Below are 14,687 nucleotides of genomic sequence, written 5' to 3' on the forward strand. Positions count from 1 at the left end.
CAGAGGTGCCGGCCCGGATTGTGCGGCCGTCCCTGCGGCAGAGGTTGCCTTGCCCATTTCTCCGATATATCGTTGAGTTGTCGCGACAGGTCAACGATGGAATGGAGAGTGGTTGCGATGCGCACCCATGGTTTCGAGCACGGACACGGTCACGGTGGCCCGAAGGGCGACCGGGGTGACTTCGACAGGCTGCGGGCCGCTTTCGGCCCCTTCGGCCCCGGTGGGCCGGGTGGCCCCGGGGGTCCCGGCTTCGGTCCGGGTTTCGGGCACGGCCCCTGGGGCGGACGAGGGCGTGGCGGGCCCAGGGGGAGGGCGCGGCGCGGTGACGTACGGGCATCGATCCTGGCCCTGCTGAAGGACCGGCCGATGCACGGCTACGAGATGATCCAGGAGATCGCCGAGCGCAGTGGCGGGGCGTGGAAGCCCAGCCCCGGATCGGTGTACCCCACCCTCCAGATGCTGGAGGACGAAGGGCTGATCATCAGTGAGTCCGAGGGCGGCAAGAAGCTGTTCGCACTCACCGGCACCGGTCACGCCGCGGCCGAGGAAGGTCCCGAGGCGCCCTGGGAGGAGGCCTCCCGCGGGGTCGACTGGGAGGCGCTGAGCGAGGCCCGGCAGGCCGGGTCCGGCCTGATGGAGGCGTTCGGACAGGTCTGGAAGACCGGTACCAAGGAGCAGCGCGAGAAGGCGCTCGCCATCGTCAACGAAACCCGCAGGAAGCTGTATCTCATCCTCGCCGACGACTGAGGCTGAGGGCCGAGGTCGGTGTCTGGAGTGCCGGGTGGTCGGCCGGCGTGAACATGGTGTCCCGTGGAGCGATCCGCGGGACACCATCGTGGCTGCGTGTTTCCACGCTGACTTCTGCCGGGCGGCCGTCCCTCGGTCTCGGGCTGCGGCGGCGCGGCGGGCCCGAGGGGAAGCGGGTTGATTCTCCTTCCCAAGGAGGAGATCGCGGCCCCGCGCGTCCACTTCCCGTGGGACGGGAAGATGCTCCTCGCCGGGGATGCCACGGACCCGCGGGGCTGATGTGGTGGGAGGCGTGCAACACCGTACCCCTCGGCCGTCGGCCTACCGGACCCAGGAACAGGGCAGCCACCGCGCGGAACACGGTGCCGGACTCGGCGTGGAGCTGGCAGCGGTGGTCAGCGGTGCCCGCCGCAGAGCGGTCAGGGACGCGGACCGGCAGATCGACACCGCCCATCTGCTGCACTCGCTGCTGGAGTCCGACGCCGAGGTGTGCGCGGTCCTCGGCGAGGGCAGGCGCACCGCCCGGTTGCTCGGCTACCTGGTCCAGCGCAGCATCGGCTACGGCCTGCGCTGGCAGGGTGCCGTCGAGGGCGCCGGCTCCGTTCCGGTGGTGGTGCGGACCATCGGGTTCTCGCCGCTGGCGGCGGCCGGTCTGGAGTACGCCCGTGAACGCGCCGCACGCCATGGCGGTCCCGCGTGCGGCGTGGACCTGCTCGCGGCGATCATCGTGGACCCGCGGGCGCGGGCGGTGGAGGTGCTCGAGCACGCCGGAATCGGCCACCGCGACGTCCTCGCCCGTCTCGACGGGGCACACGGGCCGGTGACCCTGCTCACTGAGAGGCCGACGGGCTGAGAGCGCGGTGAGGGGCGGGCGGCTCCCGCCAGTGGATTTTCCCCATTCGGTCCCGGGCCGCGCGTCCAGCCCGTGAGACAGGTGTCATGAGGGGTGACGCTCCTGTCGGCGCCTGGCACCATGTGCCGGTGCCTACCTCTGCCAGCACCCGGAGCGCCCGGGACACTCGTGGGAAGGGCGCCGGGCTCGGCCTCGCGCTCCTGTCCGCGGCGGCCTTCGGCGGATCGGGAGTCGCCGCCAAGCCGCTGATCGAGGCGGGCCTGGACCCGCTGCACGTCGTGTGGCTGAGGGTGGCGGGCGCGGCCCTGGTCATGCTGCCGTCGGCCGTGCGCCACCGGGGACTGCTGCGCAGCCATCCGGTGCTGCTCGCCGGGTTCGGACTGTTCGCCGTCGCCGGGGTCCAGGCCTTCTACTTCGCCGCCATCTCCCGTATCCCCGTCGGCGTCGCGCTGCTCGTCGAGTATCTGGCGCCCGCGCTCGTCCTCGGCTGGGTGCGGTTCGTGCAGCGGCGGCCGGTTACCCGGGCGGCGGCGGTCGGTGTGGTGCTGGCGGTGGGGGGACTGGCCTGTGTCGTGGAGGTGTGGTCGGGCCTCGGCTTCGACCTCGCCGGACTGCTGTTCGCGCTCGGCGCCGCCTGCTGCCAGGTCGGCTACTTCGTCTTTTCCGACCAGGGCAGCGATCACGGTGACCGGGCTCCTGACCCGCTCGGGGTGATCGCCTACGGTCTGCTCGCCGGCGCCGCTCTCCTCACCGTTGTCGCCCGTCCGTGGTCCATGGACTGGTCGGTGCTCGCGGGCAGCGCGCGCGTGGACGGCACCCCGGTCGCCGCCTTCGCGCTGCTCGCCTGGCTCGTCCTCGTCGCCACGGTCGCCGCGTACGGCACCGGCGTGCTCTCCGTGCGCCGGCTCTCGCCGCAGGTCGCCGGGGTGGTGGCCTGCCTCGAAGCGGTGGTCGCCACCGTGCTGGCCTGGGTCCTGCTCGGCGAGCACCTGTCGGCACCGCAGATCATCGGCGGCGCGGTGGTCCTGGCGGGAGCGTTCGTCGCCCAGGCCTCGGCACCCGCCAGAAGCCCCGACCGCCCGGTGGCGAGCGGGGGAGCCGAAAGGGAGTTGTCCACACCGGGAACCGCGGCCTAGGATGATGATCATGCATGCACGCGCACTGGTTCTTCCGCCGCCCGCCGCCTGAGGCGGGCCCTGAGTCCCCCGCGCCCGGTGCGTTGTCGCCGGGCGTAGTGGTGCTGCCCGCACACGCAGTCCGCGGGCCCCGCGGGACCGGTTCGATCCGGGCCTGATCCGGGGCTCCCTTCCGGCCTTTCGCGCAGCGCGGGCACTTCCGTGAGTGGTGCGTACGCGCGCGTATCTGTGTGCAACTGCGGAGAGAACACGTGTCGAACACCGTCACCGGCCTGCCCGTCGGGCGAGGCCTGCTCTATCTGCTCGGCGCCGGTGCCGCCTGGGGCACCGCGGGCGCCGCCGCGTCACTGGTCTACCGGACCAGTGACATGGGACCGGTCGCCCTCTCCTTCTGGCGCTGCGCGACCGGCCTGGCGCTGTTGCTCGGCGCCCGGATGCTGGTCCCGCGTGCCCGGACCGCCGTGACCGGGGCTCCGGGCCCCAGGGTGCGGCGGGCCGTGGCCACCGGGGCGGGGCTCGCTGTGTTCCAGACGGCCTACTTCGCGGCCGTCGCCGCCACGGGGCTCGCCGTGGCCACCGTCGTCACCCTCGGCGCCGGACCCGTACTGATCGCGCTCGGCGCGCGGCTGTTCCTGGGGGAGCGGCTCGGGCGGGGTGGGGTCGCCGCCGTCGTGGGGGCGCTCGCCGGGCTCGCCATGCTCGTCCTCGGCGGCGGGGAGACGACCGTGGACCCGGGGGGCATCCTGCTCGCACTGCTGTCCGCAGCAGGCTACTCGGTGATGACCCTGCTCACCCGGTGGTGGGGGCGCGACGGTGGGCTGGACGCCTCCGGCACGACCGTCGGGGCGTTCGCCGTCACCAGCGTGCTGCTGCTGCCGTTCGCCGCAGTCGAAGGGCTGGTGCCGTACACCGGCGATCCCTCTCTGCTGCTGTGTCTCCTGGTGTACATCGCCGCGGTTCCGACGGCTCTCGCCTACGGCCTGTACTTCGCGGGCGCGGCGGTCGTGCGGTCGGCCACCGTGTCCGTGATCATGCTTCTCGAACCGGTGAGCGCGGCGGTGCTCGCCGTCGCCCTGCTCGGCGAGCGGCTCACCCCCGCCGTGCTGGCCGGCACCCTGCTGATGCTCGGCTCGGTCGCGGGGCTCGCGATCGGCGAGGCGCGGGACGCGCGGACCGGCAGGGGGCAGAGAGGCGCGGCGTCGGCGTGACGGCGCAGGTTCTCAGGGGACATGCCCAGCCCGGGAGTGCGGGGCATGTCCCGCCCGCGGCGCGCGCCCGCGGCGTTCACAGGGTCGCCAGGTACTCCGGCGGCTCCGTGCCGACGGGCAGGGCGGGGTCCGCGAGCGGGATGCCGTACGTGCGGGTCACGGGGACGACGCCGGCCCAGTGGGGGAGGGCGAGGTCCTCGGGCTCGTCGTTCACGCCGCCGGTGCGGAGCTTGGCGGAGACCTCGGTCAGGTCGAGGCGGATCACCGCAGTGGCGGCCAGCTCCTTCTTGTTCGCCGGGCGCGAGTCGGCGGCGCGGCCGGGGACGACGTGGTCGACGAGGGCGTCCAGCGCCTGCCGCTTCTCCTCGGTGTCGGTCACGTCGTACGCGAGACCGTGTACCACCACGGAGCGGTAGTTGATCGAGTGGTGGAACGCCGAGCGGGCCAGCACCAGCCCGTCCACGTGCGTGACGGTCAGACAGACCGGGAGCCCGGGGTCGGCCAGACCCGCCGCGCGCAGCGGGCGCGAGCCCGTCGAACCGTGCACGTAGAGACAACCGCCGACCCGGGCGTACAGCGTGGGCAGCACCACCGGCGCGTCGTCACGGACGAAACCGAGATGGCAGACGTAGCCCTTGTCGAGTATGGCGTGCACCAGGTCCCTGTCGTACGCGGCGCGGTCCGGGGAGCGGGTGGGAACCGTGCGTCCGGTGGGACGGTAGCTGTCGGTGTGGGCGGCGTCGGCCGGCTGCTGCGGCGTCCGGGTCCCCGGCATGGCGTCCTCCATTGCATTAGTGCATACTTGGCTTTGTGCTAGGAGAGTACAGGATCACAGGTCGGCGCGCTGCGGAGATCTCAGCGGGCATCGAGCGCGCGGTGGGCGAAGGGGCGCTCCAGCCGGGTGAACCGCTGCCGCCGATGCGGGAACTGGCGGAACGGCTCGGGGTGAACCCCAATACCGTCGCGTCCGCGTACCGGACCCTGCGCGAGCGCGGGGTGATCGAGACCGCAGGCCGTCGGGGGAGCCGTGTGCGGCCCAAACCCGCCACCACGGCGCGCGACTCCGCCCGGGTGGAGGTCCCGCAGGGCGTACGGGACCTCTCCGACGGCAACCCCGACCCCGCACTGCTGCCCCCGCTCGCCGAGGCCTTCGCCGTCGCGGCCGAGCAGGGTGACCGGGAACCGATGCTCTACGGGCACGCACCCGTGGAGCCCGGGCTGGCCCGGTTCGCCCGCGCCGGACTGGACGACGACGGCGTCCCCGGCGGTCCGGTCGCCGTGACCTCCGGCGCCCTCGACGCCATGGAGCGGGTGCTCGCGGCCCACCTCCGACAGGGCGACGCGGTGGCAGTGGAGGACCCCGGATGGGGCAGCGTGCTCGACCTCGTTCTGGCGCTCGGCCTGCGGACCGTCCCGGTCGGCGTCGACGACGAGGGGCCGGTCCCCGACGACGTACGGCAGGCCCTGGCAGGCGGGGCGCGCGCGCTGATCGTCACGGACCGGGCGCAGAACCCGACCGGTGCCGCGCTGAGCGCGGCACGCACGCGGGCCCTGCGGGCAGTGCTCGCGGACCACCCGGAGACGCTGCTGATCGAGGACGACCACGGGCATCACATCGTCGACCTGCCCCTGCACCCACTCGCCGGTGCCACCCGCAGCTGGGCCTTCGTCCGTTCGGCGGCCAAGGCGTACGGTCCCGACCTGCGGCTCGCCGTGCTCACCGGGGACCCGGTCACCATCGACCGGGTACGGGGACGGCAGCGGCTGGGGCCGGGCTGGGTCAGCCGCACGGTCCAGCGCGCGGTGCTCAGGCTCTGGGCCGGCGGCACGGTGGACCCGGCGGCGGTGGCGGCGCGGTACGGGCGGCGCCGAAACGCCCTGATCGGGGCGCTGGCCCGGCAGGGGATCACGGCGCACGGACGCAGCGGCATGAACGTGTGGGTGCCCGTGCCGGACGAGACCGGCGCCGTCGCCCGGCTGCTGCACGCGGGCTGGGCGGTGGCGCCCGGTGCCCGCTTCCGGATGAGCGCCCCGCCCGCCATCCGCGTCACCGTGTCGACGCTCACTGCGGACGACATCGGGCCCTTGAGCGAGGCCATCGGCGCGGCGATCGGACCGCAGGCGAGGGAGTCCAGGACGTATGCCTAGAGCAGGCGTGGGGGCCGGACCGAACCCTGCCCCGCCCGCTACCGCGCGCCCAGTTTCCGGAAGTCCCAGGACACGGTCTTCTCGGGAGTGAGCCGTATCCAGGCATGCCGGCCGTCGTGCGGAATCTCGTCGAGGTTGAAGTTCTTGCGCGCGAACAGCGCCTCGGGGACGTCGAGTTCGGCGCGGAGTTCGCCGGTTCGGGGTATCTCGCCCACGAACTCCACCTGCCCGGACAACTCGGCACCGCGCAACTCGTCGTATTCCTCGCCGGTGTCCACGACGATCGCCACCCGCTGGTTTCGGCGCAGGTCCGCCCAGCGTTTGGAGCGCACCACGGAGTACAGCCACAGCGAGGTGCCGTCCCAGGCGAACCAGAGCGTGCTGACATGCGGTGCTCCGTCGGCCGACACCGTGGCCACCCGGCAGGTGCGCTGAGCGGTGAGGAAGTCGTCCAGTTCGCCCGGCGTCATCATGATCTTCCGGCCCCGGCGCTGCGTGGCAGTCATGCGGCCCCCTCTTCTCTCACGTCGTGCCAGAGAGATTCTCTGACATCACGTCAGAAAAGGATGGGTCGCCTTCCTTCTGCACGCAAGGGTGGCCAACCTCCTCCGCCCGGCCGCCGCCGACCGGGGGAACCGCGCGCACACCCTGGCCGTGGTCGCGACCCTCGCGACCACGGCCGATGTGCCGGCGCGCATGGAACCGTCAGCGCCGTACGGTCCGGCGCTGACGGCTCACGCGAGCGTGATCGAGTCCCCGCTGACGGTGATCTCCATGGCGGGCAGCGGCTTGGTCGCCGGGCCGCTCTGCACACTGCCGTCGGCGATCGAGAAATTACTGTTGTGACAGGGGCAGTTGATGACCCCGTCGGCGACGCTCTTCACCGCGCACCCCTGGTGGGTGCAGGTTGCCGAGAACGCCTTGAACTCGCCTGCCGTCGGCTGGGTGACCACCACCTTGCTGTCGGCGAAGACCTTTCCGCCGCCCTCGGGGATGTCGGCGACCGAGGCGAGCGCGGCACCGGCGGCATCGTTGCCCTCGTCACCCGAACCGTTGCCGGTCGCTCCGTTGTTGTCCGGGGAGTCGCCGGGGGCGGCGGAGTCCGGCGAGCCGGAAGGCTCGTCGGAGCCTCCGCAGGCGGTCAGCGCGACGGCGAGGCCCGCCGCTCCGGCCGCCGCCACGACGGTTCGACGGGCCGGTCCCGATGCGAGCTGATGCGATGCGCTGGTCATGCGGTTGTGTCCCTTCCGGGGGTTGCGTGATCTGGGGAGAGGTACGGTCGGCGTGCCCACGCTGTTCAGGCACTGCCGAGCTTGCCCCACACGGGGTCGGACGGACGTAAGCCACCGCTGTCGTTTCCCTGTCGGGGCACGGGCCCGATGCGCCCGGCGGGAAGCCGACGCGACGGGAGCGGACGGGGCTGTCGTCGGCGTTCGGGCACTCGCTCCATGAACAGGGCAGTGCGGGGTCGAGGAAATTGCCGAGCGTGTGAGGTCTTGCAGGGGGCATGCGGGATTACACGGGTGACGGTCGCCCAAAGTCCCGATTCAGGAGACACGACATGGTTATCGTAGGCATCATCGCCCTCTGCGTCGTACTGGCGATACTCGCCTTCCTGGTGCCCCGCCTGTCGCGGCACCCACAAAACGGTGCGCAGCGCACCATGGGCGTCGGCTCACGGGCCGGGTCCAAGGCTCCCGGGCCGCTGGGGCGGCTGTTCAGCAAGCCCTTCCGCTCCAGCTCCCGCGCTCTGGGCCGCAGCGGTTCAGCAGGCCGCCGGGCCAGGGGACGCATGCCGTTCTGATCCCGGCGGTTCGAGAGACAGAACTTCTGACAGCGGTCAGCCCCGCTCGGCAAGCATGCCGAGCGGGGCTCATCAGCTGCGTGGTCGTCAAGGACGGTCGCCCACGGGGCGAAGCCCACGTCAGCTGTCCACCGCCTTCAGCGACACCCCGAACACGGCAGCGACGCCCGGTTCCTGCCCGCCGCCGGCACTGCCCTGCCCGCAACCGCACGGCTTCCTGCGCTCACTTCGCGGCGGAGGCCGGGAGCAAGGGACGTACCCTGGTCGGCCCTCCCGGAACACGGGAGTTTTGAGAGGGTCATGGATTGCAAGGTCAAGGGATCGCGTAACCTGGGGAAATGCTGACCGAGGTCACCGCAACCCGCTACATCACGCCCCTGCGGGAGGGCGGCTCGCTGCCGGGACTGATCGAGGGCGACGACCTCGGCACCTACGTCGTGAAGTTCACCGGTGCGGGGCAGGGGCGCAAGACGCTGGTCGCCGAGGTCGTCTGCGGGGAACTCGCCCGGCGGCTGGGTTTCCGGGTGCCGCGTCTGGTGACGGTGGAACTCGATCCGGTCCTGGGGCTGGGCGAGCCCGACGAACAGGTTCAGGAACTCCTCAAGTCCAGCGGGGGCACCAACCTGGGCATGGACTTCCTCTCCGGGGCGCTCGGCTTCGACCCGCTCGCCTTCGAGGTCGGTCCCGAGGAGGCCGGGCGGGTCGTCTGGTTCGACGCGCTGGTGAACAACGTCGACCGTTCCTGGCGCAACCCCAACCTGCTGCGCCGACGCGGCGAACTCTGGCTCATCGACCACGGCGCGACCATGATCTGGCATCACCACTGGCCCGGCGCGGAGCGCTCCGTCGCCCGCCCCTACGACGCCTCCGACCACGCCCTGAGGCCCTTCGGGCCGAACGTGGCCGCCGCGGCGGCGGAACTCGCACCGCGCGTCACCGCCGACCTGCTCGCCGAGGTCACCGCGGAGATCCCCGACGTATGGCTGGCCGGTGAACCCGGATTCGACACGCCGGACGAACTCCGGCAGGCCTACGCGCGCGCCCTGCTCGCCCGCGCAGCCACCGTCCACGAGTGGGTCCACGGCGTCGGGGAGAAGGCGAACCAGTGAGCGACCGCAGCGACCTCAGCGACCGGCACGTCTTCGAGTACGCACTGCTGCGGGTCGTGCCGCGGGTCGAACGAGGCGAGTGCGTCAACGCCGGGGTGATCGTGTACTGCCGTCACGAGGCGTTCGTCGGGGCCGGTACCCACCTCGACGCGTCCCGACTGCTGGCCCTCGACCCGCACGTGGACCTGGCCGGCGTCCGGGCCGCACTGCGTGCCGTCGAGGGCGTGTGCGCGGGCGGGAACGCGGCGGGTCAGGCCGCGGGCGACGATGCCGGGCGGCGGTTCCGCTGGCTGATCGCCCCGCGCTCCACCGTCGTCCAGCCCGGTCCCGTGCACACCGGGCTCACCGCCGATCCGGCGGCCGAGGTGCGGCGACTGCTCGACCTGCTCGTGCTCTGACCCGGAGGGCCGGCGCCCACGACGGGTCGGCACGGTGAACCACCACGGCGGGCCGCCGCAGCGGGAAGACTGCGACGGCCCGCCGCTCACAGGGGCACGGGAGCCGGGAGAGGGGGAGCGGTGTACGGAGGCACGCGCCGGCCCCCGCGTCAGGTGTGGCGGCGGTGGCGCCTCACCAGGTACCCGGTCGTGGCGAGAGCGCCGGCCGCGAAGGCCAGGCCGACTCCGGCCTCCCAGTCGCTCGGTCCGGCGGCCGACGAGCCGCCCAGCCCGCCCTCCACACCACGCGTCGGCGCGACCGTGGCGGGTGCGGGGGGAGTCGCGGACGCGGCGGTGGTGGCCGTCGCCCGGGGAGCGCTGGTGGAGGAGGTGAGGGTGTCCTCGCGGCGGGGCAGGGCCTCGCAGGCGATGTTGTCGTCGGGGCCCTGGTCCTCGTCGAGTCCGTTGGGGTCGCTCCGGTCGAGGTTGAACAGGGCTTGCGCTTCCTCCTGGTAGGTGAAGTCCGAGCAGTCCAGGTTCTGGGCGTGAGCGGTGTGGGCCACCGGCAGTGTCGCGGCGAGCGCGACGAGTATGCCGAGGGCACCGGTGCGTCGGCGCATGGTGCGCCTCCTTTCCGGCCACAAGTGGCTCGTGCTTGGACACTAGGCGCGCCCCCGTGCCGGGGCGCGCAGCCATGGGCCGATCGGGTGGTAATCGAGGGAGCCGGGCATGGGACGGCACCGGGCGGACGTGGTGTGCCCGGGGTCCGGCGGGCCGGGGAATGGATCACACAGCAGGGTGGGCCGTTGACACCGGGTGCCCGGGCTTCTAGCGTCACCTCCACTGAAGGTACTAAGCGGTCGCTCACCCATTCGGGCGGGTCGCAGGAGCCGCATCCGAAGGTCCAAGGTCGAGGAGAAGCAGCGATGTCCACCACTGAGCAGCAGCGGGTCGCCGTCGTCACCGGTGCCGCGCGCGGTATCGGCGCCGCCACCGCGGTACGACTGGCCGCCGAGGGCCGCGCGGTCGCCGTGATCGACCTCGACGAGGGAGCCTGCAAGGACACCGTCGAGAAGATCACCACCGTCGGTGGCAGGGCCCTCGCGGTCGGCTGCGACGTCTCGGACGAGACGCAGGTCGAGGCCGCCGTCGCCAGGATCGCCGAGGAACTCGGCGCGCCGACCATCCTGGTCAACAACGCGGGCGTGCTGCGCGACAACCTGCTGTTCAAGATGAGCGTCTCCGACTGGGACACGGTCATGAACGTGCACCTGCGCGGTGCCTTCCTGATGTCGAAGGCCTGTCAGAAGCACATGGTGGACGCCGGCTTCGGCCGGATCGTCAACCTTTCCTCCTCCTCCGCGCTCGGCAACCGCGGCCAGGTCAACTACTCCGCAGCCAAGGCCGGCCTGCAGGGCTTCACCAAGACCCTTGCCAAGGAACTCGGCAAGTTCGGCGTGACCGCCAACTCCGTCGCCCCCGGATTCATCGCCACCGAGATGACCAAGGCCACCGCCGACCGCGTGGGCATGGGTTTCGACGACTTCAAGGCCGCCGCCGCCACCCAGATCCCGGTGGCCCGGGTCGGCGAGCCGGAGGACATCGCCAACGCCATCGCCTTCTTCACCGGTGAGGCCGCCGGATTCGTCTCCGGCCAGGTGCTGTACGTGGCGGGCGGACCGCTCGACTGAGGAACGCCGGGCCACGGGCTGCCAGGGGACCGCCCGTGGGCGGCCGGGGCAACGGCGGTCGACTGCGACGAGCAGGAACCACCAGGGACGACTAGGACGACTAGGCACGACTAGGGGATACGGACATGACTTCAGTGGAACTCTCGGGCAAGGCCGCCCTGGTCACCGGTGCCAGCCGCGGCATCGGGCTCGGCGTCGCCGAGGCGCTGGTGGCGCGCGGTGACCGCGTCTGCATCACCGGCCGCAACGAGGACACCCTCAAGGAGGCCGTCGAGAAGCTCGGCGCCGACCGGGTGATCGGAGTGGCCGGCAAGGCGCACGACGAGGCCCACCAGGCCGTCGCCGTCGAGCGCACGATGGAGGCCTTCGGCCGGGTCGACTTCCTCGTCAACAACGCCGGGACCAACCCGGTGTTCGGGGCGATCGCCGACCTCGACCTGAACGTGGCGCGCAAGGTGTTCGAGACCAACGTGATCTCGGCGCTCGGTTTCGCCCAGCGGACCTGGCACGCCTGGCAGAAGGACAACGGCGGGGCGATCGTCAACATCGCCTCTCTCGCGGGCGTCGCGCCCTCGCCCTTCATCGCCGCGTACGGCGTCAGCAAGGCCGCGCTGATCAACCTGACCGGGCAGCTGGCGCACGAGTTCGCGCCGAGGGTACGGGTCAACGCGATCGCCCCGGCGGTGGTGAAGACCAAGTTCGCGCAGGCGCTGTACGAGGACCGGGAGGAGGAGGTTGTCGCGTCCTACCCGCTGGGCCGGCTCGGTGTGCCGGCCGACATCGGCGGCGCCGCCGCGTTCCTCACCTCGGACCAGTCGGACTGGGTCACCGGCCAGACCCTGGTGATCGACGGCGGCATCCTCCTGAACGCCGGCGTGGGCTGAGCCGGCGTGGGCCGAGCCGATGTGGCGTGGGCCACGATTGTTCCGGTACGGGCGTCCGTTGACGAAACGGCGCCCGTACCGGTGTTTTCGAAGACGAGTGGACTGATGACAACGTAGTCAACGCAGAGTGACCACGTGATCTACAACGAGTTGATCTCAACGGGCATGCGAAGGAGGGTCCGAGGCGGAAACAGCGCGGTATCGTCTGCCGACTCTTGGGACGGCAGATCGAGGAGCGTGCGCGTGTTCAAGCGGAACCGATGGCTGCGAGGGGTGGCGGCGGTCGCGTCCATCGCGTCGATATCGTCCTTGTCCACCGGTTGCGGTGTGCTGACGTCCGACACTCCGGACGACGACGTGCCGATCGTCGTGGGGACGACCAGCTCGCCGAGCACGCTCGATCCCGCGGCCTCCTGGGACAGTTCCTGGGAGCTGTTCCGCAACGTCTACCAGACCCTGCTGAGCTACCCGGTCGGCGCGAGCACGCCCCAGCCGGACGCGGCCGAGGGATGCGAGTTCTCCGACAGCTCCCACCAGGTGTTCCGCTGCGAACTGCGTGCGGGGCTGACGTTCTCCGACGGCAGCACGCTCGACGCCAAGGCGGTCAAGTACTCCGTCGACCGGATCCGCAAGATCAAGGTGAACGGCGGTCCGGCCGGTCTGCTGGGCAGCCTCGAACGGGTGGAGGCGCCGAGCGCCCAGGAAGTGGTCTTCCACCTCAACAAGCCCGACGCGACGTTTCCCTTCGTGCTCGCCACCCCGGCCCTGTCGATCGTCTCCCCGAAGGCCTATCCGGCCGAGGCCCCGCGCGAGGAGTCCGGCATCGTCGGCTCCGGGCCGTACACCCTCGAATCGTACGAGGAGGGCAGCGAGGCCCGGCTCGCCCGCAACGAGCAGTACAAGGGCTACGCAGAACGGCAGAACAACGCCGTGACGGTCCGCTACTTCCAGGACTCCGCCGAGATGGTCGAGTCGCTGCGGGAGGACCGGATCGACCTCACCTACCGGGGTCTCGCCGCGGACGACGTCATCGAATTCCAGGGCAAGGCCTCCAAGGAGGAGGAGATCAAGCTGGTGGAGGGCACCGGCACCAGCATCAACTACCTGGTGTTCAATCCGAAGGACCCGTGGGCCGGCAAGAAGCCGGTGCGCCGGGCCGTCGCCCAGGTCGTCGACCGGGGCGCGATCACGCACAAGATCTACCGGGACACCGTCGACCCGCTGTACTCGATGGTCCCCAAAGGGCTGACCGGCCACACCACCGGCTTCTTCGACAACTACGGCGATCCCAGCGTCGACAAGGCCCGAAGGATCCTCACCGAGGCGGGCATCACGGGGCCGGTGCCGCTCACCCTCTGGTACACCACGGACCGCTACGGCTCCGAGACCAAGCTGGAGTTCAAGGAGCTGGAGCGCCAGCTGGAGGCCTCCGGGCTGTTCGAGATCACCCTTGAGAGCCGCCCCTGGAAGACGTACGTCGATGGCTACCAGAAGGGTGAGTACCCGGTGTTCGGGCGCGGCTGGGCCCCCGACTTCCCGGACGCCGACAACTTCATCGCCCCGTTCGTCGGCGAGCAGAACGCGCTCGGCACGCCGTACGAGGCGAACGAGATCAGCAATGTCCTGCTGCCGCGGTCGCGCCGGGAGAGCGACCGCGGCAACGTCGTGAAGGACTTCGAGGAGGCCCAGCAGATCCTCGTGGACGACGCGCGGCTGCTGCCGCTGTGGCAGGGCCGGCAGTACGTCGCGACGAGCCGGGACATCTCGGGCGCGGAGCGGGCGCTGGACCCGTCGACGATCATGATGTTGTGGCAGCTCTCCCGCAAGACCAGCTGGTAGCCGTACCGAGGGGCGGTTGTCGGTGGTCGCCTGTAGGTTCTGAGGCCGGGAAGTGACCGCAATCGTGAGGACGTTGACGTGACCGACATCGCCGTGCTGCCCAAGTCCTGGCGCGGGGTTCTGGGCGACGAACTGCAGCAGCCCTACTTCAAGGAGCTGACGGAGTTCGTCGAGGAGGAGCGGGCGAAGGGTCCCGTCCACCCGCCCCGCGAGGAGGTCTTCGCGGCGCTGGACGCGACGCCGTACGACAGGGTGAAGGTCCTGGTTCTCGGTCAGGACCCCTACCACGGTGAGGGGCAGGGGCACGGCCTGTGCTTCTCGGTGCGCCCCGGAGTGCGGATCCCGCCGTCGCTGCGGAACATCTACAAGGAGATGCACGCCGAGCTGGGCACACCGATCCCGGGCAACGGCTACCTGATGCCGTGGGCCGAACAGGGCGTACTGCTGCTCAACGCGGTGCTCACGGTGCGCGGCGGCGAGGCCAACTCGCACAAGGGGCGGGGCTGGGAGAGGTTCACCGACGCGGTGATCCGCGCCGTGGCCGACCGGCCCGACCCGGCGGTGTTCGTGCTGTGGGGGAACTACGCGCAGAAGAAGCTGCCGCTGATCGACGAGAGCCGGCATGTGGTGGTCAAGGGGGCCCACCCGTCGCCGCTGTCGGCGAAGAAGTTCTTCGGTTCCCGTCCGTTCACGCAGATCAACGAGGCGGTGGCCGCGCAGGGCCATGCGCCGATCGACTGGACCATCCCGGACCTGGGCTGACACCTGCCCGTCCGGGGCGCGGCCGGTTGCCGCCGACGGGAGCGGTCCGGTGCGTCGCGAGGCGGTTCGACCCGGATCGTCCCTGCCTGCCGTAGCGTCGGCAGGGACGATCGGGCGAGCGGTGCGGAG

At 71.4% G+C, this 14,687-nt stretch carries 16 protein-coding genes; 12 read left to right on the forward strand and 4 right to left on the reverse strand.

Features of this window, described 5'->3' with window-relative positions:
* The first annotated feature begins 117 nt into the window (after positions 1-117).
* The 4 genes from HUV60_RS29320 to HUV60_RS29335 all read left to right on the forward strand — a co-directional run bounded on the left by HUV60_RS29320 (position 118) and on the right by HUV60_RS29335 (position 3,944).
* Entirely contained in the window at positions 118-747 is a 630-nt protein-coding gene (locus HUV60_RS29320; protein WP_257851462.1) for a PadR family transcriptional regulator, read from the forward strand.
* A 292-nt stretch (positions 748-1,039) separates the two neighbouring features.
* On the forward strand, positions 1,040-1,600 hold the full coding sequence (locus HUV60_RS29325) for a Clp protease N-terminal domain-containing protein (protein WP_257851460.1): 561 nt from the start codon (positions 1,040-1,042) through the stop codon (positions 1,598-1,600).
* Positions 1,601-1,722: 122 nt separating this feature from the next.
* Positions 1,723-2,736: an EamA family transporter gene (locus HUV60_RS29330; protein WP_257851791.1), complete on the forward strand. Its 1,014-nt coding sequence runs from the start codon at positions 1,723-1,725 to the stop codon at positions 2,734-2,736.
* A gap of 251 nt (positions 2,737-2,987) precedes the next feature.
* Positions 2,988-3,944 carry a DMT family transporter gene (locus HUV60_RS29335; protein ID WP_257851459.1) on the forward strand — a complete coding sequence of 319 codons (957 nt, stop codon included), beginning with the start codon at positions 2,988-2,990 and terminating at the stop codon, positions 3,942-3,944.
* 76 nt (positions 3,945-4,020) lie between these two features.
* On the opposite strand, the gene HUV60_RS29340 is transcribed toward HUV60_RS29335, so the two are convergent.
* Positions 4,021-4,719: a pyridoxamine 5'-phosphate oxidase family protein gene (locus HUV60_RS29340; RefSeq protein WP_257851457.1), complete on the reverse strand. Its 699-nt coding sequence runs from the start codon at positions 4,717-4,719 to the stop codon at positions 4,021-4,023.
* A gap of 35 nt (positions 4,720-4,754) precedes the next feature.
* On the opposite strand from HUV60_RS29340, the gene HUV60_RS29345 reads away from it, so the two are divergent.
* Positions 4,755-6,092 carry an aminotransferase class I/II-fold pyridoxal phosphate-dependent enzyme gene (locus tag HUV60_RS29345; RefSeq protein WP_257851456.1) on the forward strand — a complete coding sequence of 446 codons (1,338 nt, stop codon included), beginning with the start codon at positions 4,755-4,757 and terminating at the stop codon, positions 6,090-6,092.
* 38 nt (positions 6,093-6,130) lie between these two features.
* Here HUV60_RS29345 and HUV60_RS29350 read toward each other — a convergent pair whose 3' ends face one another.
* Both HUV60_RS29350 and HUV60_RS29355 read right to left on the reverse strand, forming a co-directional pair.
* Positions 6,131-6,598, reverse strand: coding sequence for a pyridoxamine 5'-phosphate oxidase family protein (locus HUV60_RS29350; RefSeq protein ID WP_257851455.1), 468 nt, complete (start codon positions 6,596-6,598; stop codon positions 6,131-6,133).
* A gap of 228 nt (positions 6,599-6,826) precedes the next feature.
* A complete protein-coding gene (locus HUV60_RS29355) occupies positions 6,827-7,324 on the reverse strand; it encodes a Rieske (2Fe-2S) protein (protein WP_257851453.1) in 498 nt (165 codons plus the stop codon).
* 329 nt (positions 7,325-7,653) lie between these two features.
* On the opposite strand from HUV60_RS29355, the gene HUV60_RS29360 reads away from it, so the two are divergent.
* The 3 genes from HUV60_RS29360 (at position 7,654) to HUV60_RS29370 (ending at position 9,403) form a co-directional block, all read left to right on the forward strand.
* The gene (locus HUV60_RS29360; RefSeq protein WP_257851452.1) at positions 7,654-7,896 is read left to right on the forward strand and encodes a DUF6411 family protein; all 243 of its coding nucleotides are present in this window, start codon (positions 7,654-7,656) and stop codon (positions 7,894-7,896) included.
* A 338-nt stretch (positions 7,897-8,234) separates the two neighbouring features.
* On the forward strand, positions 8,235-9,005 hold the full coding sequence (locus HUV60_RS29365; RefSeq protein ID WP_257851450.1) for a HipA family kinase: 771 nt from the start codon (positions 8,235-8,237) through the stop codon (positions 9,003-9,005).
* Positions 9,002-9,403: a DUF3037 domain-containing protein gene (locus HUV60_RS29370; protein WP_257851448.1), complete on the forward strand. Its 402-nt coding sequence runs from the start codon at positions 9,002-9,004 to the stop codon at positions 9,401-9,403. The genes HUV60_RS29365 and HUV60_RS29370 overlap by 4 nt, the downstream gene beginning before the upstream one ends.
* Positions 9,404-9,552: 149 nt before the next feature.
* On the opposite strand, the gene HUV60_RS29375 is transcribed toward HUV60_RS29370, so the two are convergent.
* Positions 9,553-10,002, reverse strand: a complete 450-nt coding sequence (locus HUV60_RS29375; protein WP_257851446.1) for an excalibur calcium-binding protein — start codon at positions 10,000-10,002, stop codon at positions 9,553-9,555.
* A 306-nt stretch (positions 10,003-10,308) separates the two neighbouring features.
* Here HUV60_RS29375 and fabG point away from each other — a divergent pair, with 306 nt between their 5' ends.
* From fabG to ung, 4 genes are all read left to right on the forward strand, one after another.
* Positions 10,309-11,073 (forward strand): 3-oxoacyl-ACP reductase FabG, encoded by a 765-nt coding sequence (fabG, locus tag HUV60_RS29380; protein WP_257851443.1) that lies wholly within the window; start codon positions 10,309-10,311, stop codon positions 11,071-11,073.
* A 125-nt stretch (positions 11,074-11,198) separates the two neighbouring features.
* The gene (locus HUV60_RS29385) at positions 11,199-11,957 is read left to right on the forward strand and encodes an SDR family oxidoreductase (RefSeq protein ID WP_257851441.1); all 759 of its coding nucleotides are present in this window, start codon (positions 11,199-11,201) and stop codon (positions 11,955-11,957) included.
* A gap of 243 nt (positions 11,958-12,200) precedes the next feature.
* Complete coding sequence (locus tag HUV60_RS29390) at positions 12,201-13,796, forward strand: ABC transporter substrate-binding protein (RefSeq protein WP_257851439.1); 1,596 nt, start codon at positions 12,201-12,203, stop codon at positions 13,794-13,796.
* 78 nt (positions 13,797-13,874) lie between these two features.
* Positions 13,875-14,558: a uracil-DNA glycosylase gene (ung, locus tag HUV60_RS29395; protein WP_257851438.1), complete on the forward strand. Its 684-nt coding sequence runs from the start codon at positions 13,875-13,877 to the stop codon at positions 14,556-14,558.
* Positions 14,559-14,687 lie beyond the last annotated feature (129 nt).

The organism is Streptomyces sp. KMM 9044 (assembly GCF_024701375.2).
Taxonomy (GTDB): Bacteria; Actinomycetota; Actinomycetes; order Streptomycetales; family Streptomycetaceae; genus Streptomyces.

Bases quoted from the DNA above. Each gene is read 5' to 3' on its own strand.
- HUV60_RS29350 (WP_257851455.1), bottom strand. From the start codon at position 6,598: ATGACTGCCACGCAGCGCCGGGGCCGGAAGATCATGATGACGCCGGGC.
- HUV60_RS29320 (WP_257851462.1), top strand. From the start codon at position 118: ATGCGCACCCATGGTTTCGAGCACGGACACGGTCACGGTGGCCCGAAG.
- HUV60_RS29385 (WP_257851441.1), top strand. From the start codon at position 11,199: ATGACTTCAGTGGAACTCTCGGGCAAGGCCGCCCTGGTCACCGGTGCC.
- HUV60_RS29360 (WP_257851452.1), top strand. From the start codon at position 7,654: ATGGTTATCGTAGGCATCATCGCCCTCTGCGTCGTACTGGCGATACTC.
- HUV60_RS29340 (WP_257851457.1), bottom strand. From the start codon at position 4,719: ATGCCGGGGACCCGGACGCCGCAGCAGCCGGCCGACGCCGCCCACACC.
- HUV60_RS29365 (WP_257851450.1), top strand. From the start codon at position 8,235: ATGCTGACCGAGGTCACCGCAACCCGCTACATCACGCCCCTGCGGGAG.
- HUV60_RS29375 (WP_257851446.1), bottom strand. From the start codon at position 10,002: ATGCGCCGACGCACCGGTGCCCTCGGCATACTCGTCGCGCTCGCCGCG.
- fabG (WP_257851443.1), top strand. From the start codon at position 10,309: ATGTCCACCACTGAGCAGCAGCGGGTCGCCGTCGTCACCGGTGCCGCG.
- HUV60_RS29355 (WP_257851453.1), bottom strand. From the start codon at position 7,324: ATGACCAGCGCATCGCATCAGCTCGCATCGGGACCGGCCCGTCGAACC.